This is a genomic window from Alkalihalobacillus sp. CinArs1 (assembly GCF_947387515.1).
Lineage (GTDB): Bacteria > Bacillota > Bacilli > Bacillales > Guptibacillaceae > Guptibacillus.
The window spans coordinates 1298637-1321734 of sequence record NZ_CANDOB010000002.1 but is presented as its reverse complement, the minus strand read 5'-3'; the positions used below and the strand labels follow the sequence as shown (position 1 = coordinate 1321734).

Genomic DNA, 23098 nt, shown 5'->3' with positions numbered 1-23098 from the left:
TATTTCCTTGTGATATAATCAAACTAAAAGGGGGATAGCAGATGCGACAGGATACACTCGGAACTTCCTTACGTGAACTTCGAATGTACCTTGGGCTATCGCAGGCTGATTTAGCAGATGGCATCTGTACTCAAGCATTGATCAGTCAGATTGAAAACAGTGACGTTTCACCGTCAGCAGAACTTCTCTATCACCTAGCATCTAGACTAGGAGTAGACATCAACTACTTTTTTAATATGATAGAAACGCCTCGCCTGGATTATGTGAACGAAGTATGTCGTCAGGTAAGGCGACACATTAAGAACCGTGAGTATCATACCGTCGCTGAAATCCTCTCTGATGAACAAAACAACCCTCTCTTTTCTACGATTAAAAATCGTCAGTTTTTGTTGTGGCATAAGGCGATCTGCCACTATTATATCGAGCATGATCCTCACAGTTCATTCCAGTTACTTAAGGACGCCCTTCTATTAACTGCAACCACCTCGAAAAATTTTTCTGAGAGAGAAATAGAAATATTAATCAGTATGGCGATTTTACACTGTGAAGAAAAAGAATGGGATCAAGCGCTTCCTTTGTATAAGAAAGCATTCTATCATGTTCGCTTTTACCCTATCATCAACGATGAGACGATTGAGATCAGACTATACTATAATTATTCTAAAGCTCTTTCCTCTACCGGTGATTACGAAAAATCGCTCTCAATTGCGAAAGATGGCGTGCAAATTTGTCGAGAGAAACAGCGGTTTTATTTATTTGGTGAGCTCACCTTTCAATGTGGAAAGCTACATCACCTTCTTGGGAACAAGGATCTTGCACAAACATACTTGTCCACCTCATCCACCATTTTTCAATTAGAAGAAAATACACCCTATAAAGAACACGTCGAGACGTTTGTTAAAAAGATTGGGTGCTAACCCTATTTATGCTTCGTTTTTTCTATTAAAATCACAATAAAGTTAAACAATGATACAAAGAATAAACCAGCAGTGATGAATAACATTAGCTCTTCCATCATGCTACCTCCTTTCGTATGAGGCTATGGACTATTCATTTTTCTACGATCGTATTTCATTTTTGCACACACGTGAAAGACCCCTTTTCATTAATTAGTGACAGTATGGTAGATCGTCTTCATCGAGTTGAACCATAACCCCTTGAGCCATTTCATTCGATTCTACTGGAGCAATCGCATAGCCACCTAATAAAACGATGGAAACGAGTAGCATTAATGACCATCTTTTCATCACTTCACCCCCCTTTGTTACACTTATATTACAGGTTTGGGAAAAATTATGCGTTTGTCCTATTCTATGCTTGGACATAACTAAAAAGCCTTATCCTTCTTAGGATAAGGCTTTTGGATCATTTCAATAAACTTACTTATACTTTATGACGATTTAATGCTTCGATCACCTGTGAAACAGGCTCTTGATAGCGCTCTCGACTCCATGAATTATAAGATGGATGTGGTACATCTTCGATAACCGTCCAATTTTCGCTAGAAACGTTTGCGAGACGGAAGAACTTTTGCGCGAATCTCCCGCACGGTACTAATGTCACTTCTTTATCTAATAAAGCAGCAAGACGCTCCCTAAACTTATGAAGTATGAACGATTGAACGATATTGAGCTCTTCTTCTTTAAAAGTATCCTTATGGTTATATTTTCGAATTGTTTCTAATCGTTCTAATAAATCCGCAGCAGATTCGATGTCATTTTGATGATAGGGACGCTTCTGCATCGGGATGTTGCATACGTTCAACAATCCGATCGTATCTAGTGAAGGCCGATCGACGTCATCCTCTTCATGCTTTTTTAACAATAATCCTAGCGGCTTGTTGTATTCCTGACCGAATAGCTTTTTTGCCATCGTAGCACCTGAAGCTCCAGCTACAGGAACCCCATTCTTAACCTCCGCAACATGAGGTGATTCTAGAATGAAAATCAACCTAGATTTAGGTGTGATGAATGGCTCAACACAATAACGCTCAGCTAATCGATTATATTCTTCTTCATATTGTTTATCCAAGTTAACCACTGCCTTTGTTCATATCTTATAGGTGCTCTTCATTCGATCGGGATATCATCCATGATGTCACTTTGATTTAAGTGATATTGAATTTGTCGTGCCATCAATTCATAGCCATCGTCGTTTGGATGGAACTGATCCTCAAAGAACAGATTTTCATCAACTGAATTGAAAAGTTCATAAACAGGCACAAACGTTGTGTTCTCATCTTTTTCTACAGTGGTCTGTGTTATGCCATTCCACCTTTGAACGATTTGATCGATCTCAGTTATTGATTGGAAACTCTCTAATAAAGGGTTATAAAGTCCGATGAAAATAATCGGTGCATCGCTATTCAAAGAACGAATGCGATTCATGATCTTATCAAGACGATCGACATAGGAAGACTGCTCTCTTTGAAAATCTGCCATCTGTAAGTCTAAGAAATGTTCTCTCACGACTTTCATCAAATCGTTCCCGCCAATACTCATCAAAATAACATCAGCGTCGCTCACTGCATTCTCAACTTCTTCTTCGAAAAGAATTTTGTATAATTTTGGTGTTCGTCTACCATGTACTGCGTAATTTTGGACTGAAACGCGTGTATCCGTGTCACTCTCTATATTCGTCGAAAGACGCCCGATATAGCCTTGACCAGTGGAATCACCGCTTCCTTTTGTAAGGGAATCCCCTAGTCCAACCATTCTTATATCAGCATCTTCTATCTCTTCAGGTTCGTTTTCGTTTTGGGCAGCCTTCGTTTTTTCTTGTGAATCAGCTTCCTCTTCCTCTTCTAATTCGTTTCTTTCAGCGATAGAAGAGATGACGGTTTCATTCGGTACTTCATTCACAACCATCATCGAAGCTGCTTGTTTTAGTTCATTCAGCCGCTGACTCCTATGCTCCATGATTGGCTTGATACTCAATAGGATGACACCGGCGAAGGTGAGGAAAACGATCAGCCAAATATTTTTCTTACTCAAGTTAAAGCCCTCCTCAGTTCAATACCTTCTATACCCTTATTATATCTTCTTATAACTACTAATTCTAACAGATGCATTCCTTTGCAAGATAACATTACATCTTTATAATAGATATGTAACGTAGTGTAGTGTCAGGAGGAATAATTATGATGATAACGATTACCCAGCCAGCATTGAACTGGTTCAAGCGTGAAATGGCATTAGAAAAAGGTGATTCGCTCCGCTTTTTTGTACGCGTAGGAGGATGCAGCACCGTTCAAGATGGTTTCTCACTCGGAATGACTGTTGAGGCCCCAACTGAACCAGCTTTATCGACCGAAGAAGAAGGCATTACGTTTTTCGTTGAAGAAAAAGACATTTGGTTTTTCGAAGAACTTGACTTCACTGTTAAATACAGCAGAAAAAAAGACGAAATCGTTTTTCAACATGGGAAGCAGTGATCAAAAAAACGCGAAAGCAATGAAGCTTTCGCGTTTTCAAATCAGCTTAAACCTTTCTAGATGGCTGATGAGTCCTTCGCTCTTAAGCACTCTCACTTGCTCATTCCCTAATAAGTCAAAATGCGGATACCCTTCTCGATCATGGATCCATTCGCCTTTAAAATTGTACTTCTTCCCCCACTCCACTAACTTAGCTACATCTCTACAGCCAGCCTTTGTAACAGTTTTGTATTGAGGAAATCGAGGGTCATACCAATAATGAGTTAGAAACGCAACTTCTCCATTCGCAACGTTTCGTTTCCATTCTTTTAATTCTTCTTTTGAAAGTCCAAATGCCATCGTTTTATAATTCCTTACTCAACGGTTTTTTCACTTTTTCATACTCTTCATGCCACTTCGGAAAACGTTTCTTGATCGAGATCGGTCGAAAAGATTCCTTCTTCACACAAGTATGTACCGATTTTCCTGTCACACAAATCGTATCGTCTTCTTTCGTCACTTCATACCCATAAACGACTCTAATTCCGTCATAGTGTTCAACCCAGGTCTTGACTCGTACTTCGTCTCCGTAACGCACAGGGCGTTTATAGCTCGCTTCAATGTCAACGACAGGTGATAAGATCCCTTCTTCTTCCATATCAGCGTATTTAAATCCGAGGTCATTTATTAGAGTGGTTCGTCCGAGCTCAAACCAGATCAAATAGTTGGCATGATAAACAACGCCCATCTGATCCGTTTCAGCATATCGGACAGTGATTGGTGTAGTTGATATAAACACTGGATATCCTCCTTACTTATAGCTAACCATCTCTAGTTTATCATAATTGCACGTTACGTAATGAAAAAAGCCGAATGGAAATCGCCATTCAGCTCCAATCGGTTACCGATTATTTATGTTCCTCGTCTTTAATTTCTTCTCTCATCGCATCGATGCTATCCGCACGACGTTCGTTTTTGGCTTGAATTTGCTGTTTTTGTTGATCGCTATCCGTAAATTCAATCGATGCTTCAGCATCATGGATGTTTTCGATCGTATCCTGTACCATTCTCTTCAACTTTTCAGCATTATCTCGTCTATCATCAGGTTTTGCTTTCATTATGTTGCCCTCCCTATTCATACAGTCCTGCAACTCAGTTGCCCTACTAGTATGTGTGAGAAAGGGTGGTCCTATCCTTTTATCCTTTAGTTTTGCAAGCTTTTTGAAAGGGTTCCATAGAGGGCATTTTCGTAAGCAAGCATGTCTTTCCGCATTTCTGCACTGCATCCGTTTGAAAGCAAAATGTTTTCCGCTGCCTCAAATACTTGCCTTAACAATCGCATCGCCATTCGGTAGTCAACGACTACGTTCTTTTTTATGTCTTTCTCATACTGTGAGAGTTCAAGCATAAGACGATACGTACATTCTAAAAGCCTCATCGGTACATCGTTTAACGTTTTAGCACTGCCATTCTCTAAGAACTCTTCGAATTGCACATCATCTTCATCACAAAGTAAGAAGTATGTTCTAGGTACATCTTCAAGGTCATGCTCGATTCCTGAGATCGTTAACGTCATGACCGCTAGTCTTGAGGCAAATCCTCCAGTCAGTGCGGCTGTTCCACAACCATACGGAGGACCTGAAGCTTCAAACATTTTAAAGATTTCACTGCCTAGTAAATCTTTTCTTTCCATGATCATCACCCACCTTACGGACCCTTTACCCTTTTTTTATTGGAAAAAATCGTCTAAACGGCTTCTTCAAAGATAATAGGGCTCATAAAGTCGATACTTTTCTGAGTGATGTCGATGAAGTTTCGCCAATATTCCTTTACGTTCTCATCGTATTTTCCTTGATCAAAACTAATTTGTAACCATGACAATTCTTCAAGCAGCCTTATCGATGATCCTACCCAAATTTTTTGTCCTTCGATTTGGAGTGTGAACGGTTCTTCAAATCGAAAAGGAAGATAAATGCCTGTATGGTTTGGATGAAGAATTAGATTTTGAAAAATTGTACCTTTAAAAAGCTTCGCATACGTTAATAACACACGGTCATTCTTCGCTGCTGCTTTTTTTAAGCTATGCAACGTTTTACTTTCCCCTAGTTCTAGGCTGGCGATCGCCTTCTCCCAATTTAACTCTTCACGGTAAGGAACTAGGTAACCCATCTGTTGCATCTTTATTTCTAACTCCTTGATTAGGAGTCCAGTTTCTGGTGCCTCTTTGGAACTGAAATTTGAAATTGGTTCTATTCTTGCTGTAATCGTCATAAAGATCCCCCCGAAAAACATATCTATTGTAATCATTCGCTTTTCTTATTACCTTTAAGACGTTTTTACAAACTTTGTTATAAATTGTTATAAATGAAATAAACCAGAAAGATCACTCCTTCTGGTCTAGCAAGCATTATTTCCCTTTAGGGGGAGCATAGTCTGGCTTTGGATTCCCTTTTGTTTGCATCTGCTTCCCTTTGTTTCCTTCTGCTTCTGGATGAAGGGAAGATAAATGGTTAGGAGCAAAAGATTTCGGAAATCGCTTTGGATTACTCATAAAGATCTCCTCCTTTACAGTTATACTGTGCAATAAGAGGAGAATTATCAGGTTTTCGTGTTAATTTTTTGCGTGTTTCTTTTCAAACTTGTCTTCAATACGCTCGATTGCTTCTTTGTCGTTCATGAGTTCCTGCTTATACTGAGAGACCAGTTCTTTGAAAGTAATCTTTTGTGTTTTTCTCATCATGTTCTCCTTTCGTAACGCGTCGCTTTATTGCAAGTATTCCCGAATTCAGAATATTTAATACAAAAAACGCAATTTTTTTGTGAAATGATACAAAAAAGACCGTCGAGTTTTACTCGACGGTCTAGAACTTTTATTAATTTGCTTGTAACTTGTCACGAAGAACCATTTGTAGAATTCCACCGTGACGATAGTAATCGATCTCTACTTCGCTATCGAAACGAGCGACTACATTAAACGTCTTCTCATCACCTTCTGGAGAAATAGCCGTTACTTTAATTTCTTCACGAGGTTTAACATTTTCAGTAATTTCTACTGCGAATGTTTCTTTCCCAGTTAGGCCAAGAGAGTCAGCAGAATCTCCCTCTTTGAATTGAAGTGGTAATACACCCATCAATACGAGGTTACTTCTGTGGATTCTTTCGTAGCTCTCTGCGATGACTGTTTTAATACCAAGAAGGTTAGTTCCTTTTGCTGCCCAGTCACGCGAGCTTCCCATACCGTAATCTTTACCTGCAAGAACAATCAGGTCAGTTCCGTCTTCTTTATACTTCATCGCTGCATCGTAGATTGGCATAACATCTTCTGTTTTCCAATACGTCGTCCAGCCACCCTCAGTGTCCGGTGCGATTTGGTTACGAATACGAATGTTTCCGAACGTTCCTCTCATCATGACTTCATGGTTTCCTCGGCGAGAACCATAGGAGTTAAAGTCGATCGGACGAACACCTTTGTCTTGAAGATATTGACCTGCTGGCATATCCTTCGCGATGGCACCTGCTGGAGAAATGTGGTCCGTCGTTACTGAATCGCCAAACTTCGCGATGGCTCTCATGTTTTTGAGCTCATGAATCGCTTCTGGATCTTTTGAAAGGTTTTCGAAGAAAGGAGGGTTTTGAATATAAGTTGACTCTTCATCCCAGTTGTAAAGATCGCCTTCACTCGTGCTCAACTGGTTCCAACGCTCGTTTTCTTCAAAAACAGTTTTGTATTGACGCTTAAACATTTCAGGAGTAACCGTTTCTGCTACGGCTTCTTTTACTTCTTCAGGAGATGGCCAGAGGTCTTTCAAATACACGTCATTGCCATCTTTGTCTTTACCGAATGATTCATTGTGAAGGTCAAAGTTTACACTTCCTGCTAGTGCGTAAGCAACGACTAGTGGTGGTGAAGCAAGATAGTTTGCTTTTACTAATGGATGAATACGACCTTCAAAGTTACGGTTACCAGAAAGAACAGATGTTACTGTTAGATCGCTCTTTGCTACCGCGTCTTCGATTTCTTCTTTAAGTGGACCTGAGTTACCGATACATGTTGTACAACCATAACCTACAAGGTGGAATCCAAGATCTTTAAGATATGGCATTAGTCCAGACTTCTCGAGGTAATCGGTTACGACTTTAGATCCTGGAGCAAGACTTGTTTTAACATATTCAGGTACTTGAAGTCCTTTTTCGACTGCTTTCTTCGCAAGAAGTGCAGCACCAAGCATTACAGATGGGTTCGATGTGTTCGTACAGCTTGTGATCGCAGCGATTGCAACCGCACCTGTTTTCATCGTTACCTCTTTTCCATCATGGAACTTTACAGTTGTTTCTTTCTTGATTTCATCCTTATCCATGCCTAGCCCCTGGTTACCTTGAGGAGCAACAAGCGCTTTATTGAACTCTTCTTTCATGCTAGAAAGAGGGATCAAATCTTGTGGACGTTTAGGTCCAGCTAAACTTGGCTCAACTGTTGAAAGATCAAGTTCTACGACGCTAGAGAACTCAGGATCCTCTGATTCTGGCGTATAGTAGAGACCATTTGCTTTACAGTACTCACGCACAAGGTTGATGTGCTCTTCTGAGCGTCCAGTTAAGCGCATATACTCAAGAGCTTCTTCGTCTACAGGGAAAAAGCTACATGTCGACCCTTGTTCAGGAGCCATGTTTGAAATCGTCGCACGGTCTGCAAGCGGCATGCTAGATAGACCAGGACCGAAGAATTCAACAAACTTACCTACTACTTTCTTTTCACGAAGTAGCTGCGTAACTTTTAGCGCAAGGTCAGTTGCAGTTGTTCCACTTGCAAGTTCACCCGTTAGCTTCACACCGATAACTTCTGGTACTGGGAAATAGGAAGGCTGACCAAGCATTCCAGCTTCAGCTTCAATTCCACCTACACCCCAACCAAGAACACCTAGACCGTTGATCATCGTTGTATGTGAATCTGTTCCAAACAAAGTATCTGGATAAGCAACATTTTCACCGTCAAAGCTGTTTTCTTGTACAACATTTGCTACGTACTCCAAGTTAACTTGGTGAACGATTCCAGTTGCTGGTGGAACAGCGCGGTAGTTATCGAAAGAATCTTGCGCCCATTTAAGGAATTTATAACGCTCAAGGTTACGTTCGAATTCTTTATTCATGTTAAATTCTAATGCATCTTCAGAAGCATATTTATCAACTTGAACCGAGTGGTCAATAACAAGGTCAACCGGAATTTCAGGGTTGATCTTATCAGGATCTCCGCCCATATCAGCCATCGCTTTACGAAGTGACGCAAGGTCAACAACTGCTGGTACTCCAGTAAAATCCTGTAGGATAACGCGAGAAGGTTTAAACGGTACGTCGATATCAGTCTTTTGCTCGCTAGTTCCCCATTTAGCGAGGTTTTCAATGTGCTCCTCTTTAATTACCTTACCGTCGTACTGACGCAGCACGGATTCAAGTAAGATCTTAATCGTGTAAGGGAGCTTGCTAACATTTGCGATGCCTGCTTCTTCTAGCGCTTGTAAGCGGTAGAATGAATATGTTTTACCATTAGCATCGAACGTTGATTTTGAATTATAAAGTTCATGATTTGCCATATGTAGTTCCCTCCTTCAAATTGCATAACAAAGCGGTAGTTGCAAAAACGCTTTCAACTTCCCTTTATCCATATTAGTAGTTTTTCAAACATAAGTAAATAACAAGATTGTTATTATACTTCATAAGTTTACCTTATCACTACATATTTTGACGGCCTGAGGACAAAGTAACATCGTGGAGGTGAAAGCTGATGGGTAAGCGTAAAGCAAATGGCGTACGTCCTGGAATGAACGATGCTGATGCACAGGGGAACGGAGCGGGATCTGATAATGAATATGCTCACGAGCATCTGTCCGCAGAACAGCGTGCGTTCAACAAAAAAACGAAGAAACGTCAATAGATGAAATACCAAACCCGTCATCAGAAAATGACGGGTTTTCCGTTTAAACGTCTTTGTTCATTTCAGCTTGTATGGATTGTAAATCTTTCTGAAACTGAAGCAGTTGTTCACGCTGATGTTCTGAGGCGTTCACTAGTGCTCCTTCAATTTGTGACATCGCTTCCCCTACTTCTTGTTGGAGATGTTTCAGGTCTTTTCCGTAATCACTGCTCGTATCGACGACTTCCTTACTCGCGTCTATCGCCTGATCATATCCTTGTTGAGCTGCTTGAAATGCCTGCTGTTTGTCTTTGTTATATGGCATCGCTCGGCCTCCTTATCCAATGGTTTCACCATAGTTTTATCCAAAATAAGGCTTGCTATTCCAGTCGTATAAGATGAACCTCCATGCAAATACTAACCGTAAAGGAGGGATAAACCATGACAGAAAGCAACACGTTTAAAGACATGCGTAAAAATGCCCCCAAAGGTCAAACTGGCCAACAAGAGCCAATGAAAGGCTCACATAAAGTTAAGAAACGTAATCAGACGAGACAAAAAAATGGTGAAGGGTTTTAATTATTTTATTCTATAAAAAAAGGCGACCTATTCGTCGCCTTTTTTTGATGAGATCGACCGTAACGCGTCGATTATATGCATTTCTTCATCCTTACTTACCGTTCTGAGGTCCAGTAGGATTCGATCTTCTTTTAGCCTTGCAATCACCGGAACTTCGAATTCCCTCAAGCCTTTCTCAATCTCATTACTTGTAAGCCGGTCAGAGGTAATAGCGATTACGAACGTATCGAGGTTAACTTCAGGCATTGTACCTCCGCCTACTTGAGAAACATCTTCTAGAATTTCAGTATGGTACCCCGTTGTTTTTTCATGTAAGGTTTCGATAAAGTCACGCGACCTTACGTTTATTTCCTCTTTTGATAGTAAGATATCCCTCACGACAGGAATATTCGTTTCTTCATTCATCAAGTGCTGCTGTAACGTACTTTCTAAAGCAGTTAAAGTAAATTTGTCCACTCGTAATACTCTTGCTAACTGATGCTTTTTCAGCTTATCGATGAGCGCTTTTTTACCAGCGATAATCCCTGCCTGTGGTCCACCAAGCAGTTTATCGCCACTAAACGAGACAACGTCTGCACCTTCTTTTAACACAGTCGGTACGGTAGGTTCCTCACCGATCCCATATTTATGATAATCAAAGATTGCACCGCTTCCTAAATCTTCGTAATAGATAACCTGATTACTTCTTGCAAAACTTGATAATGTTTTCCGCTCCACTTCTTCAGTAAACCCAACGATAGAGAAATTACTACGATGTACTTTCATAATCATGGACGTATTTTCAGAAACGGCCTCTTCATAATCATAAAGATGTGTTTTATTTGTTGTACCAACTTCTTTTAATAATGCTCCACTCTCCCTCATGATTGAAGAAACACGAAACGATCCTCCGATTTCAACGAGCTCGCCTCTTGAAACAATCACTTCTTGTTCATTCGCTAAAGCACGTAGCACTAAGTATACTGCCGCAGCATTGTTATTAACGACCATGGCTGCTTCAGCTCCAGTAGCTTCACAAATCAAGCTTTCAGCAATATCGTGCCTAGAACCTCTCTTCCCTGTAGAAAGGTTATACTCCAGAGTCGAGTAGCTACGTGCAACGTCTGTTAGACCTGTTAGCGCTCGTTCACTAAGTCGAGCACGGCCTAGATTCGTATGTAATACCACTCCTGTTGCATTGATCACAGGACGAAGATTTGGAGTAAGTTTTGCTATCGCGCTCTGTTCCAATTTCTCGATTATCTCTTTTTGAAATTCCTCTCTTGTCCTTGAACTACCAGAATAATTCTCATTAAGTAAACTACTACGAAGTTCATTAACCTCTTCTTGGATTAGGTGGGTTAGCCTTTCTTCTGGATAGACTCCGGCAAGGTCACTTCGTCTAAATGCATGCTGTATTTGATGAATGGGAGGAAGCTCCCTAACTAGTGTTTTCAACGGTATCAACTCCTAATAATGAAGGAAAGACACCCTTCCTGGGGTGTCTACCTACTCCTTCATCTGTTCCATCTCTTTAATAAAGCGATCTAATTCAGGATATTCTCCTGTTTCATGCTTGGAATGAAGCTTGTTACCATTCACGGTAACCTCAAAAGCGCCTTTAAATCCTGGTTTCATTTCTAGAGTAGTAATGTCATGGCGGAAATGATTGAAAAGTTCCTCCGCGAAACTCGCGGCTTTAGGTGCATAGTTTCACTGCATGCAGAATTCAATCGAAACAGTATACTTCAACTTTGTTCCTCCTTTTTTTTATTATGTTGCCCATACTATATCATTTCAAAAATCGAAACAAAAGAATTATACTTATGTGAGGAGGTGGTACGATGTCGAGTGAAGAAAAAATTCGTCTTACGTCTCTCTCAACAAAAGGTGGTTGAGGATGTAAGCTTGGTCCTGAGGACCTGGCGCAAGTTTTGCGTCACTTACCTAATAAAAAGACAGATCCAAATTTACTAGTTGGAGTCGAAACCTCCGATGATGCAGGCGTGTATCGATTGACCGATGAAATCGCCATGATCCAAACTGTCGACTTTTTCACACCGATCGTCGATGATCCATATATGTTTGGGCAAATCGCAGCTGCGAACTCATTAAGTGACGTGTATGCGATGGGCGGTGTTCCGAAAACAGTTTTAAACATTGTTGGCTTTCCAATTAAAAAACTCGCTCCTGAGATACTATCTTCTATCTTAAAAGGAGCTAGCGATAAAGTAGAAGAAGCAGGGGCAGTGATTGCAGGAGGCCATTCGATCGATGATCAAGAACCTAAGTTTGGGTTGTCGGTGACTGGTATTGTTCATCCAGACAAGTTCTATGCGAATGTTGGTGCGAAACCAGGTGATGCGATTGTTTTAACAAAACCGATTGGAGTTGGCATCCATACGACAGCAATCAAGCCACAAAAACTATCAAGCGAAAGGCTTGATATCGTCTCAGACACGATGGCAGAACTGAATAAAGTTGCATCTGAAGAACTCGGCTATTTCGAACCGAATGCTGTGACAGATGTTACAGGATTTGGCTTACTCGGACATTGCTATGAAATGGCAACAGGAAGTAATGTCAGTATCGAAGTTGATTTTGAAAAAGTACCAGTTCTTGAAGGTACACACGAGTTAGCCGAACAAGGCTTCATTCCTGGAGGCTCGAAAGCGAATCATCGCTGGATCTCTCAATCTGTTCAGTATACGAACCTAAGCGAACTAGAAGAGCTTATCTTATGTGACGCAGTTACGTCGGGCGGCCTTCTGATCAGTATGCCTGAAAGCCAAGCACACGCATATGTAGAGCGGATGAAAAACAAAGGAAAAAAGGCAGACGTCATTGGGAATGTTACAGAAAAACAATCATCATTCATCCATGCATATCGGTAAAAAAAAGCCGTAGGAATTCAATCCTACGGCTTTTTATCGTTCATACAAGTCGTTCTCTATTTCCTCTGTGAATTTCTCAGGCACATCATCAAAGACAACCCTGCCATCCTTTAATGCTACGATCCGAGTCGCATACCGAAGGGCAAGCTTTACACTATGGACATTCACGATCGTTAGCAGCTTTTGTTCTTCATGGATTTGCTTGATCAAAAGGAAAATCCGATCTGCAGTACCAGGATCTAAGCTAGCCACAGGTTCGTCCCCTAAAAACACATATGGAGACTGCACAAGAGCTCTCGCAATACCGACTCGTTGTTTTTGTCCACCACTCAGCTGATCAGCGCGCTGGTTTTGAAACGGTAACAGTTCGACCTGTTCAAGTACCTCTTGTGCTTTCAATTTTTCTTCTTTAGAAAACAAACCGAGTACGTTCTGAAATGTGGAGTGATAACCGAATAAACCGGTATAAACGTTTTGCAAGACAGATAGCCGGGGGATCAATTGATGTTGTTGGAAAATCATGCCCATATTTCTTCGAATCCTACGTAACCCTTCATCATCTAATCGATCGTATGACTGGTTTTGATAAGAAACCGTACCTTTTGAAAGAGGCTCGAGCCCATTCAGTGTACGGATTAAGGTAGACTTCCCTGCCCCTGTTTTGCCTAAAACACAAACAAACTCTCCTCTAGAAAAAGTTAAAGACACACCCTCAATCGCGGCGGATTCTGTTCGACCATACGTCACTGTACCGTCCGTGATTGTTATCAGTTCATCCTTACATAACATCTTGCCTCACCCGACTTCCTAAAAAATCAACTGCAATCACGATCACCATGATGATAAGAACATCAACGGCTACAGTCGAGTACTGAAAGGTTTTAAAATGAACAAATAACTGCTGCCCGATGCCTCCTCCGCCGACAAGGCCAAGAATTAATGATGTTCGAACCGCTACTTCAAATCTATAAAAGTAATGTGAAAGAACGTTCGGCCATATTTGCGGAAAGATCCCAAATAAAGCACGCGTAATTGTGGGAGCACCAACAGCTTTCATAGCTTCTTGTTGCCCCTTATCCGCCGCCTCGATCAATTCTCCAATCAACTTACTCAATACACTAGCGTTATGAAAGATGATCGCAAGTGTTGCAGCAAACGGTCCGGGGCCAACAACTGTAAGGAACATTAAGCCTAATACGATTTCAGGAATAGACCGAAAGAAGCTTAATAGTATCCGAGTACCTTTATAGAATCGCCCCGCAGTGTTTTTCGCAGCGAGTAGACTAAGCGGAAGAGCTATTAATAGCCCAAGAAAACTTCCTAAGAAAGCCATACCCAGTGTCACTAAACTTGCTTCTAACATTCGAGGAACAACTTCTAAATTGAGAGGAAACCAGTTTGAAAGGAAATCCACCATGTTGGTCAATGCGCGAATTTTACTTAAATCGAAATTAGTGATCCTAATACTCCAAATCGTGGTGGCTAGGATCAGTAGTGCACTGGCTACGTGCTTCCAATTGAACCAAATCATGATTATTCCTTAATAAGACCCTGCTTCACAGCGGCATCTCGTATACTTTCATAGTCTTGATTACGAGCTTCAGTAAATCCAGAAGCACCGAACGCATTTAAAATTGTCTCATTCTCAATCGATAAAAAGACCTCTTGCAATTTCTTTTTCGTTTCATCATCTGTACCCTTCCCAATAGCCCATGGGTACTGAAATAGCTTGTCTGACTCCCAGATCACCTTTAGTTTTTCTTCATCTATTTTTCCTGACTCGATCAGTTGATGGTAGATTGCGCTGTCAATTGCGCCAGCATCTACTTGCTTATTCTGTACGGCTAGTGCTGTGGCGTCGTGTGATCCTGTGTACGTAACCGAACGAAATGAATGATTATCTTGATCTTGGAATACTTCTCTGTCTTGCAGTTCAATCGAAGGGATCAATGAACCAGACGTCGAGTTAGGATCACCAAACGCAAAGCTTCGTTCATTACTTCTTTCTAAAAAGTTTTCTAGTGAGGTCCAGCTGTTCGAGCTGTGCGTGATCACGTAAGAGTGATAAAACGGTTCGCCATCGATCAGCTGGGTGACAATCGCTTCTGCCCCACTCTTTTCATGTGCGATCACATAAGTTAGTGGGCCAAAGAACGCCATATCGATCTGTTCATAATTCATTGCTTCTACGACACCATTGTAGTCTGGAAATGTTGTAATCTCCACGTCTTGATCTAGCTCATCTGTAAGTATATCTTGTAATTCATCCATCGCTTGATCGATTTCACCTTCTGTTTGAGCTGGAATAACCCCAATCGTGAATGAGTCGCTACCTTCTTTTTCATTCTCTTGATCGCTGCATCCAGCGAGAACACTAGCTAGCAATAATATACTCAATAGTCGTTTCATACTGCCATCACTCCGATTTCTCTTGTTTACGTCGATCGAGCCATCTTCTTTCTTGTCCATCTCGTACGGTATAGCCTTTTTCATCTAGGCTTTCGAGAAAAGGAACGAGAAACTTCCGGCTCACACCTAGAACTTCCTTTGCAGACTGCAGTGTGAAAGAGGTTGACGTTTCATTCTTCAACAAATCCTTTGATTTCTCCCACGCTGAGCGATGAATCATCAAATCTTTCGTTAGCTCCATTGCTACCGATTCCTCTAGTAAATATTGCTTTAACTCGACCTTTTCCTCTGATGGAATGCCTTCTTTATCAATAAGCACATCGATCGGTGAAGCGTTCATTCCCTGATCTCTCAGAGCAACTACGACATTCTCCATTCTTGTTTTCCAGGCTTTTGAAAAGGATGGGATAAAACTCTCAATCGAAAAATATGGTCCCTTTCGTATGACATTCTCCGTTTCATCTAACGTTCGTTCGATCAGCTTACCAGGGTACTTTGCCTTTAGTTCCTGAATCAATTCTGCCTTCGGAATGCCGGGTCTCATCGGATATTTATCATGATAATCCTGTAACCGCTCATCGATTTCAGAGCTAACGCTATTGAGGATAACTCGTGTTGTAACATCATCCTCAACAAAAACAAACTCAGGCGTCTTCTCTAGCTCTAAAAGAGTTTGATCATCCATACCAAGTGTTTGTTGAATCTCTTCTTTCGTAAGTAGCATCTCTTTATCAAGCAGCTGCTGAAGCTGTTCTGATGGTGTCCCCATACTCATTCTTTCAAGCATTTCGACAGTCTCTTTACCAAATTTATATTTCTGTCCCATTACGTTTACAATCGATCCACCACCGATCGTTTCAACAGGTGATGGCCTTCGAATGATCACTCTGTCACTCTTCTTCGCTAAGATGGGAGTTTGAAGACGTAGTTGACATAAGACCTTTTCGTCCTCTTCGTACTCTAAAACATTCCGATCAAAAAATACGATTGTTCCCCTCACTTCAGCAGTTCCAATATGAACGGTAACGGTTGATCGTTGCTTTAATTCATAGGACATCGTTTTAGCCATCTTCAAACTAATGTCTACTGTAGACGTAGTATGATAATAATCGCTCGCTACAACAACTTGACCTCTATCAATATTATCGCGGTCAACGCCAGCAAGATTGATCGCAACCCTCTGCCCAGCATATGCCTTGCTTACTTTTTCATTATGAGACTGGATTTGTCTGACCCTCGCTTCGATCCCCTTTGGAACGATCGATACGGGTTGTCCATCTTGTAACTCTCCGTCAAAAATCGTCCCTCTCACAACAGTTCCATGTCCTTGAAGAGTAAAAACTTGATCGATCGGCATACGAAACGGTCCAACTTTATTTCTTGAAGGCACGTCCAATAGATAAGCATGGATGCTATGTTTTAACGCCTCGATGCCTCTTCCAGACTTACTGTCTACTACATGAAAAGTAGCGTCCTCAAAGGCAGACCCAGATATGTATTCGATAATATCTTCTTTTACAAGTTCAATCATCTCTTCGTCAACAGCATCTGCTTTCGTAATAACGATGATTGATCGTTCAATGCCAAGAAGCGATAAGATTTCTAAATGTTCTTTCGTTTGAGGCATCACACCCTCATCCGCTGCAATAACTGGTATTACTATATCGATACCTGCTACACCAGCGATCATTTGCCTGACAAATCGTTCATGACCAGGTACATCGATAATCGATACTTTCATATCATCTGATAATTCGAAAGGTGCAAATCCTGGCTCAATCGAAACATTCCGCTCTTTTTCTTCCTTGAGACGGTCTGTATCAACTCCTGTCAGCGCTCCAGTTAACGTCGTTTTTCCATGATCGATATGTCCGGCAAGACCTATCGTGTAATAATTCATTCTTCTCACCTGCCTAAATGAAGTCATCCTTCATTAACATTAATGAAATAATGTTCCCTACGCAACTGAAAGCCCTTCGACTTTAAAACCTTGTATATGCATCGATGTATGTTTATTCAACCGTGTATACGAAAAAAGTTATTCACATTTATCCACACCAGCATCTGTTATACTGTTTATTTCACGCTGTACCACCCCTCATCCTGTTATAGTTCTCAATCAAGAACTGTACCAGTCACTCCGAATGTCGAACAATGTCAGATGATGGATTTCATCGAGGTTTGTCGTAATTTCTGGTTTCTGAAATGAATCAATAATTAATCGTTCTGTTTCTTGCTAATTCGACATAACCTCACAAAATATCCAACTAAACGCAATCAAATCGTTCAAATTAGTTGATTCTATGAAACGTATGCTTTATCATTCTAATAGCAATGGGGCTGGTTGTACGTCTGGTGAGTGCCACGGTCTTCAAAACCGCTTGTGACCTGCGTGCCAGGTCAGCTGGGTTCGATTCCCAGACGGTCCCGCCAATTTTTATCACCTGAGTCCTCTAATGACGTTTCATTAGAGTTTTTTTATGCAATTTATCTCGTTTTTTCAACTACCGAATGAAATTGTACGGATTGTTTAGCCTATACATTAAATACGTACTAAACAACGAGGTGAATAAAGTTATTATGAAATCTTCTCATACACTACTCTTCCTCGTAGTCCTATTTAGTTTTCTAGGCCTACCCTACAATAAAACTCATGCCATCCAACAGCCACATTCAGCTACACTAAGTTTTATGAAATCAGAAACAAATAAAGACGAGAAATTAGAAGAAGCTTTCAGTAAAATCTTTCAATTACAGCCCGGTGATGTTAAGTACTATTACAACCGTATCGATTTAAATGAGGATGGCACCCCTGAAACGTTCGTCTATTTGTCAGGACCTTCAGTTTGTGGAACTGGAGGCTGCAGCGCACTCATCTTCCAAAAGATCAATGAAGAATACAAAATGCTTTCGCGATTCAGTCTAGTTAGAACTCCAATTATCATTAGTGAAACATCCACTAACGGCTGGAAGGATCTCATTATGTATGTAACAGGTGGTGGTATAGAGCCCAGTTATAAGAAGCTAACTTTTGCCGAAGGAACGTACCCTCTAAATCCATCCATACAACAAGATGTAGAAATCGATGAAGTGAAAGGCGTTGGAATAATAAGTGACAACATGTCAGAGGATACAGGAATCACCTATTAAGCTTTATTACTCTAGGAAAATGAAAGAAGTAAGAATGTTTCCCGACAATTCCTTTCAGAGGTCCTAAATTGCAGCCCCCACTCCCCTACTCCACTTGATTTATGCGTGTTTTGAGCGTATAATGTGACCGAGTTCAAAAGCATGAGAGGTGAATGCGATGGCAGGTTGGTTTCAGTATTTTATCGTCGGTTGGACAATCGTGTTGATCTCGCTAATGGCGATCGGCGGTTTCTTCATGTTCCGAAAATTCTTAAAGCGTCTCCCTAAAGAAGATGGAAAATCCATACTGGATTGGGAAGACTATTACATCCAACAAACGAAACACATGTGGAACAATGATCAAAAAAAGCTTTTAGAAGAATTGGTATCTCCTGTTCCAGAACTATTCCGTGATATTGCTAGAAATAAAATCGCTGGGAAGATCGGTGAACTTGCGTTGAAAGAGAACAGCAAGGAAATGACGCAAGATCTCATTATTAGAGGATATATCATCGCAACTCCAAAAAGAGATCATAAATGGCTTATCAAAAAATTACACGATAAACGGATCGATGTTACACCTTATCAGCATTTATTCCATTAAAAAACTCGTTTAGCATGATGCTAAACGAGTTTTTTATAAAGTACTTTGATGTAATTCAGGGTTATGGCTTCTCTCTGTTTTACGAAACTGATAATACATAGCGACGCGCCATGGCACAATCATTCCAAAAGCAAGTATAAAAAACAGTGAGCTCGTTTGGAGGACAGGTATCGACTGACCGATTATGGTTTTAAAAGCGATCCTTACAACGAGTAATCCGAGCAAGATAAATACAAACGCTTTCGAACGTGTTAAATAAATCTTATTGTTTTTAATTTCAAATTTAGAAGTACGAATCAGTAGTAACGAAAATGCCGCACCAACAAGCAGTGCCTCCATCGCTTCATATAATGGTACTCTAGCTTCTGGTAATACAAACATAAAAAAGCCTGTCGCCATAAAAAAAGGCGGTAGGATAATTTTCTTTATCGTTGCAGGTTTTTTCGAAGCCTTTAACCTGATCATAATAACACCTAGAGCCATCAATGCTCCTACTACTGTACTGAAAATCAGCATATTTTCATCCCTCACCTATCAGGTTACTGCTTATCATTTCCATTGTATGTGTAAGAACAGAAAAAAACAAGCGCACATAAAAGAACAGGACAAGCGTCCTGTTCTTATCATTGCGTATTTTGTTTGGAAAGCTCCTCTTCACCTTCATCTGCAGCAATGTTCAAAATAATCGTCATCGTAACACCAACTACTGTAAAATACACCCCTAAATCAAACAAAATCGCCGTAGCCAAGTGAGTGTGCCCTAGGATTGGAAGCTCAAAGTAAGCATCCGTATGGCTTAAAAAGGGCTGGCCGAAGAAAAACGAGCCGATTCCAGTTAAAACCGCTATCAACAATCCGATCGGAATAAAATTTTTGAAGTCAAACCGAATGACCCGTTCCATCGTTTTAAATCCATAGGAGATATAAAGCAGCACAAGCGCTCCCGAAGTCATTAATCCACCGATAAATCCGCCACCTGGCGCATTATGACCAGCGAAAAAGAGATAGATCGAGAAGCCCATGATGATAAAGACGATGATCGTCGTTGTTGTTTTTAAAATAAGATCGTTGCTACGTTGCATCGAGTCGCATCCTTTCTAGTTAGAATCCTTGAAAACCGTTAAAGAGATTGTTAACAAGGAATGAAGTGAACATCGTCATGAAATTAAAGTATAGCAATACTCCCATAACGATCATTAAATATCCGCCTGCTTTCATAATGACTGTGCTGTTCTTCTTAATCCACTGTAACTTTCCGATAAAGAATGATAACAGGAAGAACGGAATGGAAAACCCTAGCGTATATGCAACCATATAGAAGAGACCAGCTCCCGGGTTTGAAACACCAAGTGCGATAACTGCTGCTAAAATCGGACCAGTACATGGAGTCCAACCAGCAGCAAAGCCCATTCCGATCAACACAGATCCAATGAAGCCTGATGGACGATTCCGAATCGTTAACCGTCGATCTTTCAAAAGGAAAGAAGGTTTCCAAAACCCTACGACAACGAGTCCGAAAACTACAATTAAGATCGCCCCTACTTGTCTCAATAAGTCTTTATATTGAACAAACAAGTTTCCAATAAGTGAAGCAGACATTCCTAGAACGAGAAAAATAATCGAAAAGCCTAATAAGAAGAATACTGTATGTAGAATTGCTCTTCGCTGCATCATTCCCCGTTCTTCTTTTAAGTCATTTACTGATACCCCTGTAATGTATGAAATAAACGCCGGATAAAGCGGCAATACACAAGGAGAGATAAAGGACAGGAATCCCGCTCCAAAAGCTAAAAAAATATTTAAATCAGCCATAACCTAACTCCCGTTCTATGCACGCACTTAGCATGCGCATTCTGAAATCGTTTCAACCCCATTGTACCGGTTTTCACATTAAATTGTGTGAACATTACGTAACGATTTACTTTGCAAAGAATTCTTCAAGAGTTATTCCAGCTTCATGAATTTCTTTGGCAGCTTCTTTTCCTACATACCGAACATGCCAAGGCTCATATTGATAGCCAGTAATGTCTTCTTTTCCTTTAAGGTACCTCACAACAAACCCGTATTTGTATGCATTTTCAGCTACCCATTCACCTTCAGGGGTACTTCCGAACTTTTCAGTTAACGCACCATTCAGTGAAGGTGTACTAATATCCATTGTTAATCCAGTCTGATGTTCACTCTGCCCTGCATGTGCACTCACCTGATTTGCTTTTTCAGCACCATATCTTTCTGCGTTGTAAGCAAAAATCGCTTCCTGCCTTTCATAAGAACGGTAACCAGAGACAGCTTTGATTTGCATATCAGCTTCTTCTGCAGCCGCAAACATTTCTTCAAGCGCCTTTGCTGCTTCGTCTACCATCAGTCTCTTCGGATCACCTTCATTTGCATAAAAAGGGACGTTAGGTTCTACAAGGTTTTTCGGAACAAAATCAGCCGGCAAATTTCTGTTTTTGTTAGCCACAACATAGATACTATCAGGATTTGTTACGATTTTTTTGCCGTTTTCTTCCGTCACCGTTTCACCCATAGCTGGATAAGCATTTTGTTGTGACTCATCAGGTTCGTTATTCGCACCATTTTGATTCGTATCTTCATTTGAAGAGCTATTTTCTTCGTTCGCTTCACTATTGGTCTTGTTATCTTCGTTTTTTTCTTCTTTATCAGGCTCAGTCTGCTCCGACTTTTCATCATTCATCGTCTGATCACTCTGCTCATTCGATGAACAACCTGCCACAAGAGCGAGCGATAGCCCTGATACGAATACTAGCTTTCTTACCGTCATCTCAACACTTCCTAATAAAATATAGTCTATCTTATCATATCATCATCTAGAATATGCCCGTCAACCAAAACCCCTCCATATAAAAAGCACTCTGTTCCCAGAGTGCCAGTACATTATTTGTTATTATCCATTTGACTATTCATAGCCTTCATCATCTGATTAATCTTCTTCTGAGAAGGTTTTTGCCCCATTTGCATCATCATTACGCGAAGCATATTTTCATTGATAGGGGGATTTTTCTTTAGATAATCCATCATATATTTGCGGGCAATAAAAAAGCCAAGCGCAGCCCCAGCAATTAATGCTAGAACGCCCACAAGCGTATACATCCACCACATGCTGTATTTCCTCCTTATTCTTTCTCTTCCATTAGTGTACTACAACCCTTCCTGATTATACAATAACGTCTACTAAAATAGTAGGGTTTGTTTAAACTAGCTTTTGTTTTTTGAGCGGGTTGAGCCATCCATATCGATTCGATTGATGATCGATGGCAAATAAAGTAGGAGTGAGCTTTCTTAGCACCTCAAAGAAGATCGTCTCTGCTTCATATGTACCGTTCGAATATACGTTGATTTTCTTTTGGTTTACAAACAGAGAGCCGTCACTTTTCGATTGTAAAATCGTTAAACAATGCCCTCCATTTCGATATTCATAATTCCGGAATCCACCTAATTCTGAAACAAGATATCGATTCACATCTATTACAGGGATAGACTCTGAAATAAATTCAATTTGTTTATCTAGCAATTCTTTTGCTTCTTTCTGAAGCGTACGTTTTCTTTCATTAAATAGTTGATATAACAGGAGTTCTTTTCCACCATATTGAACGGCTATTTCTTGCTTGATCAAGTGCATCTCATAATGCCTCATAACGATTCCTCCTGTCTACCTTGTATAATAAACATAAGTATAAAGGAAATTCATTAAGATGATTGTCTATACCTGTAGTTCAGTTTCCACTAGTTTTGTCGAAACTAAAAAACCTGTACTATAACATCTATGTTATAGTACAGGTTTATGTTATGCCATGCTCGGTAGGTCGCAAAGAACGCCACCGCACTTCGCATCATAATCTAGTTTCATTCGATCAACGAACCATTCATCTCCCGGCTTCACGAAGTAAGTGATTCCCCCAACTTCTTTTTTGAAATCGTCTGTAGCAGGCTTATCAGACATTACTCCTAGTGAAAATCCACCGCTATCTCCACTCCCAGCGTACCTTACAAAAAGTCTTAAACAATCCCCATTATTAAGCTCCATTTCATTCTTGTAAAACTCAGCCGCTGAATCCGTTACAACAAACATCCTATCCATCCTCTCTCTTTGTAATATAACACCTTGTTATAGTACAGTATAACGAATTTTCTAAAAATTGCAACCAAAAAAATAGCCTAAT

At 40.5% G+C, this 23098-nt stretch carries 32 protein-coding genes, 1 tRNA gene and 1 pseudogene; 8 read left to right on the top strand and 26 right to left on the bottom strand.

Going from position 1 to position 23098, the window contains the following annotated elements; genetic code table 11:
* Positions 1-41 precede the first annotated feature (41 nt).
* On the top strand, positions 42-917 hold the full coding sequence (locus PFZ69_RS15550) for a helix-turn-helix domain-containing protein (RefSeq protein ID WP_270181958.1): 876 nt from the start codon (positions 42-44) through the stop codon (positions 915-917).
* 2 nt (positions 918-919) lie between these two features.
* On the opposite strand, the gene PFZ69_RS21040 is transcribed toward PFZ69_RS15550, so the two are convergent.
* The 4 genes from PFZ69_RS21040 to PFZ69_RS15535 all read right to left on the bottom strand — a co-directional run bounded on the left by PFZ69_RS21040 (position 920) and on the right by PFZ69_RS15535 (position 2993).
* Positions 920-1018 carry a putative holin-like toxin gene (locus PFZ69_RS21040; protein WP_442865174.1) on the bottom strand — a complete coding sequence of 33 codons (99 nt, stop codon included), beginning with the start codon at positions 1016-1018 and terminating at the stop codon, positions 920-922.
* A 91-nt stretch (positions 1019-1109) separates the two neighbouring features.
* A complete protein-coding gene (locus PFZ69_RS15545) occupies positions 1110-1247 on the bottom strand; it encodes a hypothetical protein (RefSeq protein WP_270181957.1) in 138 nt (45 codons plus the stop codon).
* Positions 1248-1383: 136 nt separating this feature from the next.
* Positions 1384-2031, bottom strand: a complete 648-nt coding sequence (locus PFZ69_RS15540) for a uracil-DNA glycosylase family protein (RefSeq protein ID WP_270181956.1) — start codon at positions 2029-2031, stop codon at positions 1384-1386.
* Positions 2032-2069: 38 nt separating this feature from the next.
* Entirely contained in the window at positions 2070-2993 is a 924-nt protein-coding gene (locus PFZ69_RS15535; RefSeq protein WP_270181955.1) for an SGNH/GDSL hydrolase family protein, read from the bottom strand.
* Positions 2994-3139: 146 nt separating this feature from the next.
* Between PFZ69_RS15535 and PFZ69_RS15530 the strand changes: the two genes are divergently transcribed.
* On the top strand, positions 3140-3433 hold the full coding sequence (locus PFZ69_RS15530) for a HesB/YadR/YfhF family protein (RefSeq protein ID WP_270181954.1): 294 nt from the start codon (positions 3140-3142) through the stop codon (positions 3431-3433).
* Positions 3434-3469: 36 nt separating this feature from the next.
* Here PFZ69_RS15530 and PFZ69_RS15525 read toward each other — a convergent pair whose 3' ends face one another.
* The 8 genes from PFZ69_RS15525 to acnA all read right to left on the bottom strand — a co-directional run bounded on the left by PFZ69_RS15525 (position 3470) and on the right by acnA (position 9000).
* Complete coding sequence (locus tag PFZ69_RS15525; RefSeq protein WP_270181953.1) at positions 3470-3772, bottom strand: hypothetical protein; 303 nt, start codon at positions 3770-3772, stop codon at positions 3470-3472.
* A gap of 4 nt (positions 3773-3776) precedes the next feature.
* Positions 3777-4211 (bottom strand): acyl-CoA thioesterase, encoded by a 435-nt coding sequence (locus tag PFZ69_RS15520; RefSeq protein WP_270181952.1) that lies wholly within the window; start codon positions 4209-4211, stop codon positions 3777-3779.
* A gap of 109 nt (positions 4212-4320) precedes the next feature.
* The gene (tlp, locus tag PFZ69_RS15515; protein WP_270181951.1) at positions 4321-4530 is read right to left on the bottom strand and encodes a small acid-soluble spore protein Tlp; all 210 of its coding nucleotides are present in this window, start codon (positions 4528-4530) and stop codon (positions 4321-4323) included.
* An 86-nt stretch (positions 4531-4616) separates the two neighbouring features.
* On the bottom strand, positions 4617-5105 hold the full coding sequence (locus PFZ69_RS15510) for a hypothetical protein (protein ID WP_270181950.1): 489 nt from the start codon (positions 5103-5105) through the stop codon (positions 4617-4619).
* Positions 5106-5158: 53 nt separating this feature from the next.
* Positions 5159-5683 carry a hypothetical protein gene (locus tag PFZ69_RS15505; RefSeq protein WP_270181949.1) on the bottom strand — a complete coding sequence of 175 codons (525 nt, stop codon included), beginning with the start codon at positions 5681-5683 and terminating at the stop codon, positions 5159-5161.
* 136 nt (positions 5684-5819) lie between these two features.
* Complete coding sequence (gene sspN / locus PFZ69_RS15500; RefSeq protein WP_270181948.1) at positions 5820-5963, bottom strand: small acid-soluble spore protein N; 144 nt, start codon at positions 5961-5963, stop codon at positions 5820-5822.
* A 60-nt stretch (positions 5964-6023) separates the two neighbouring features.
* Positions 6024-6149: an FbpB family small basic protein gene (locus PFZ69_RS15495; protein WP_270181947.1), complete on the bottom strand. Its 126-nt coding sequence runs from the start codon at positions 6147-6149 to the stop codon at positions 6024-6026.
* Between the two features lie 136 nt (positions 6150-6285).
* Positions 6286-9000 carry an aconitate hydratase AcnA gene (gene acnA / locus PFZ69_RS15490; RefSeq protein WP_270181946.1) on the bottom strand — a complete coding sequence of 905 codons (2715 nt, stop codon included), beginning with the start codon at positions 8998-9000 and terminating at the stop codon, positions 6286-6288.
* A gap of 191 nt (positions 9001-9191) precedes the next feature.
* On the opposite strand from acnA, the gene sspO reads away from it, so the two are divergent.
* Positions 9192-9341 (top strand): small acid-soluble spore protein O, encoded by a 150-nt coding sequence (sspO, locus tag PFZ69_RS15485; protein ID WP_224882338.1) that lies wholly within the window; start codon positions 9192-9194, stop codon positions 9339-9341.
* 43 nt (positions 9342-9384) lie between these two features.
* On the opposite strand, the gene PFZ69_RS15480 is transcribed toward sspO, so the two are convergent.
* On the bottom strand, positions 9385-9645 hold the full coding sequence (locus tag PFZ69_RS15480) for a hypothetical protein (RefSeq protein WP_270181945.1): 261 nt from the start codon (positions 9643-9645) through the stop codon (positions 9385-9387).
* 116 nt (positions 9646-9761) lie between these two features.
* Here PFZ69_RS15480 and PFZ69_RS15475 point away from each other — a divergent pair, with 116 nt between their 5' ends.
* Entirely contained in the window at positions 9762-9899 is a 138-nt protein-coding gene (locus PFZ69_RS15475) for a small acid-soluble spore protein P (protein WP_224882334.1), read from the top strand.
* 27 nt (positions 9900-9926) lie between these two features.
* On the opposite strand, the gene selA is transcribed toward PFZ69_RS15475, so the two are convergent.
* Both selA and PFZ69_RS15465 read right to left on the bottom strand, forming a co-directional pair.
* Entirely contained in the window at positions 9927-11336 is a 1410-nt protein-coding gene (selA, locus tag PFZ69_RS15470; RefSeq protein ID WP_270181944.1) for an L-seryl-tRNA(Sec) selenium transferase, read from the bottom strand.
* 51 nt (positions 11337-11387) lie between these two features.
* Positions 11388-11579 (bottom strand): annotated as a pseudogene (locus tag PFZ69_RS15465) (Rdx family protein); the annotation flags it as partial.
* Positions 11580-11722: 143 nt separating this feature from the next.
* Between PFZ69_RS15465 and selD the strand changes: the two are divergent.
* Entirely contained in the window at positions 11723-12772 is a 1050-nt protein-coding gene (gene selD / locus PFZ69_RS15460; protein ID WP_270181943.1) for a selenide, water dikinase SelD, read from the top strand.
* 33 nt (positions 12773-12805) lie between these two features.
* Here selD and phnC read toward each other — a convergent pair whose 3' ends face one another.
* Genes phnC through selB form a run of 4 tightly spaced genes read right to left on the bottom strand, consistent with a single transcriptional unit; the run spans position 12806 to position 17081 of the window.
* Positions 12806-13561, bottom strand: coding sequence for a phosphonate ABC transporter ATP-binding protein (gene phnC / locus PFZ69_RS15455; RefSeq protein WP_270181942.1), 756 nt, complete (start codon positions 13559-13561; stop codon positions 12806-12808).
* Positions 13551-14303, bottom strand: coding sequence for a phosphonate ABC transporter, permease protein PhnE (gene phnE / locus PFZ69_RS15450; RefSeq protein ID WP_270181941.1), 753 nt, complete (start codon positions 14301-14303; stop codon positions 13551-13553). Before phnE ends, phnC begins: the two co-directional genes overlap by 11 nt.
* Positions 14304-14305: 2 nt before the next feature.
* On the bottom strand, positions 14306-15181 hold the full coding sequence (phnD, locus tag PFZ69_RS15445; protein ID WP_270181940.1) for a phosphate/phosphite/phosphonate ABC transporter substrate-binding protein: 876 nt from the start codon (positions 15179-15181) through the stop codon (positions 14306-14308).
* 7 nt (positions 15182-15188) lie between these two features.
* Positions 15189-17081: a selenocysteine-specific translation elongation factor gene (gene selB, locus PFZ69_RS15440; RefSeq protein ID WP_270181939.1), complete on the bottom strand. Its 1893-nt coding sequence runs from the start codon at positions 17079-17081 to the stop codon at positions 15189-15191.
* Positions 17082-17517: 436 nt separating this feature from the next.
* Between selB and PFZ69_RS15435 the strand changes: the two genes are divergently transcribed.
* The 3 genes from PFZ69_RS15435 (at position 17518) to PFZ69_RS15425 (ending at position 18914) form a co-directional block, all read left to right on the top strand.
* A tRNA-Sec gene (locus tag PFZ69_RS15435) sits at positions 17518-17614 on the top strand.
* 147 nt (positions 17615-17761) lie between these two features.
* Positions 17762-18331 carry a hypothetical protein gene (locus PFZ69_RS15430; RefSeq protein ID WP_270181938.1) on the top strand — a complete coding sequence of 190 codons (570 nt, stop codon included), beginning with the start codon at positions 17762-17764 and terminating at the stop codon, positions 18329-18331.
* 157 nt (positions 18332-18488) lie between these two features.
* Positions 18489-18914, top strand: coding sequence for a DUF2621 domain-containing protein (locus PFZ69_RS15425; protein WP_270181937.1), 426 nt, complete (start codon positions 18489-18491; stop codon positions 18912-18914).
* Positions 18915-18947: 33 nt separating this feature from the next.
* Here the strand turns inward: PFZ69_RS15425 and PFZ69_RS15420 are convergent, their stop codons facing one another.
* From PFZ69_RS15420 to PFZ69_RS15390, 7 genes are all read right to left on the bottom strand, one after another.
* Positions 18948-19430, bottom strand: coding sequence for a CcdC family protein (locus PFZ69_RS15420; RefSeq protein ID WP_270181936.1), 483 nt, complete (start codon positions 19428-19430; stop codon positions 18948-18950).
* A 107-nt stretch (positions 19431-19537) separates the two neighbouring features.
* A complete protein-coding gene (locus tag PFZ69_RS15415) occupies positions 19538-19996 on the bottom strand; it encodes a Na(+)/H(+) antiporter subunit B (RefSeq protein WP_270181935.1) in 459 nt (152 codons plus the stop codon).
* A gap of 19 nt (positions 19997-20015) precedes the next feature.
* Entirely contained in the window at positions 20016-20726 is a 711-nt protein-coding gene (locus PFZ69_RS15410) for a cytochrome c biogenesis protein CcdA (RefSeq protein WP_270181934.1), read from the bottom strand.
* Between the two features lie 106 nt (positions 20727-20832).
* The gene (locus PFZ69_RS15405; protein ID WP_270181933.1) at positions 20833-21699 is read right to left on the bottom strand and encodes a M15 family metallopeptidase; all 867 of its coding nucleotides are present in this window, start codon (positions 21697-21699) and stop codon (positions 20833-20835) included.
* Between the two features lie 113 nt (positions 21700-21812).
* On the bottom strand, positions 21813-22037 hold the full coding sequence (locus PFZ69_RS15400; protein ID WP_224882311.1) for a YneF family protein: 225 nt from the start codon (positions 22035-22037) through the stop codon (positions 21813-21815).
* Positions 22038-22128: 91 nt separating this feature from the next.
* Positions 22129-22572 (bottom strand): sporulation inhibitor of replication protein SirA, encoded by a 444-nt coding sequence (sirA, locus tag PFZ69_RS15395; protein WP_270181932.1) that lies wholly within the window; start codon positions 22570-22572, stop codon positions 22129-22131.
* A 150-nt stretch (positions 22573-22722) separates the two neighbouring features.
* Positions 22723-23007, bottom strand: coding sequence for a HesB/YadR/YfhF family protein (locus PFZ69_RS15390; protein WP_270181931.1), 285 nt, complete (start codon positions 23005-23007; stop codon positions 22723-22725).
* Positions 23008-23098: the final 91 nt, after the last annotated feature.